The sequence below is a fragment of the Methylobacterium sp. WL103 genome (assembly GCF_008039885.1).
Lineage (GTDB): Bacteria > Pseudomonadota > Alphaproteobacteria > Rhizobiales > Beijerinckiaceae > Methylobacterium > Methylobacterium cerastii.
In genome coordinates, this window is sequence record NZ_VRUX01000918.1 from 1 (window position 1) to 1,196 (window position 1,196).

Consider the following 1,196-nt stretch of genomic DNA (forward strand, 5'->3'; position numbering starts at 1 on the left):
GGAAGGCGACCGTCGCCGCGCCGGCCGGGAAGCCCGTGTGGCTGCGCGCGCTCGAGAGCGCCCGGCCGGTGCTCTACGACGTGCGCTGGCCGCTCGCCGTGGTGCTGGAGACCGGCCGCAACGGCGTGAAGGTCGGGCTCGGCGACGGCCGCGTCGCGTCGCTCGATCCCGGCATCGCGCGGGGCAAGCTGCAGCCCTACGACGTCGTCCGGGTGAAGCTGCGCGAGGGCAAGGGGTCTCGTGACGAGAAGGGCCTTCGTGCCGAGATCCGGGTGAAGCCGTCCGTGCAGGGTGCGGCTCTGGTGCTGGAGAACCGAACGGGGCGCATCCTGGCGATGGCCGGCGGGTTCTCCTATCCGGCGAGCCAGCTCAACCGCGTGACGCAGGCGGTGCGCCAGCCGGGCTCGACCCTGAAGCCGCTGACCTACCTCGCGGCCCTCAACGCCGGGCTCCAGCCCAACACCCTGGTGATGGACGCGCCCGTGACCCTGCCTCCGATCGGCGGGGTCGGCGACAGCTGGTCACCGAAGAACTACGACGGCGGCGGCTCCGGGCCGACGACCTTGCGGCGGGGCTTGGAATTCTCGAAGAACCTCGTCACCGCCCGCCTGCTCCAGGGCGGCATCGCGGACAAGGCGCCGGCCAGCCTCAAGCGCGTCTGCGACATCGCGCTGGAGGCGCAGATCTACGCGGCCTGCGAGCCGTACTATCCGTTCGTGCTCGGCGCCCAGCCGGTGCGGATGATCGATCTCGCCGGCTTCTACGCCGCGGTCGCCAACGAGGGCGCGCGCACCGCGCCCTACGCCCTCGAAGGGGTCGAGCGCGACGGCACGCCCGTCTACGCCCACGCCGCCCGCGAGCCGGTGCGGATCGGCTCGGCCGACCGGGTGGCGTTCTACCAACTCAAGACCATGCTCCAGGGCGTGACCAACCACGGCACCGCGGCGGCCCTGTCGCGGGTCTCGCAGTTCGTCGCCGGCAAGACCGGCACCTCGGAGAACGAGAACGACGCGTGGTTCGCCGGGTTCACCAACGAGGTCACGGTGGTGGTCTGGGTCGGCTACGACAACGCCGACGGCACCCGCAAGACGCTCGGCCGCGGCCAGACCGGCGGCCACGTCTCCGTGCCGATCGCGTCGGCGATCTTCCAGGCGGCCTGGGCCAACGGGGTGGCCAAGACCCCGCTCGCCCCGCCC

General features: G+C 72.5%; 1 protein-coding gene. It reads left to right on the plus strand.

The genetic code is table 11. From position 1 onward, the window contains the following. The coding region (locus tag FV222_RS26690; protein WP_281406937.1) for a penicillin-binding transpeptidase domain-containing protein at positions 1 to 1,196 on the plus strand (1,196 nt) is incomplete at both ends.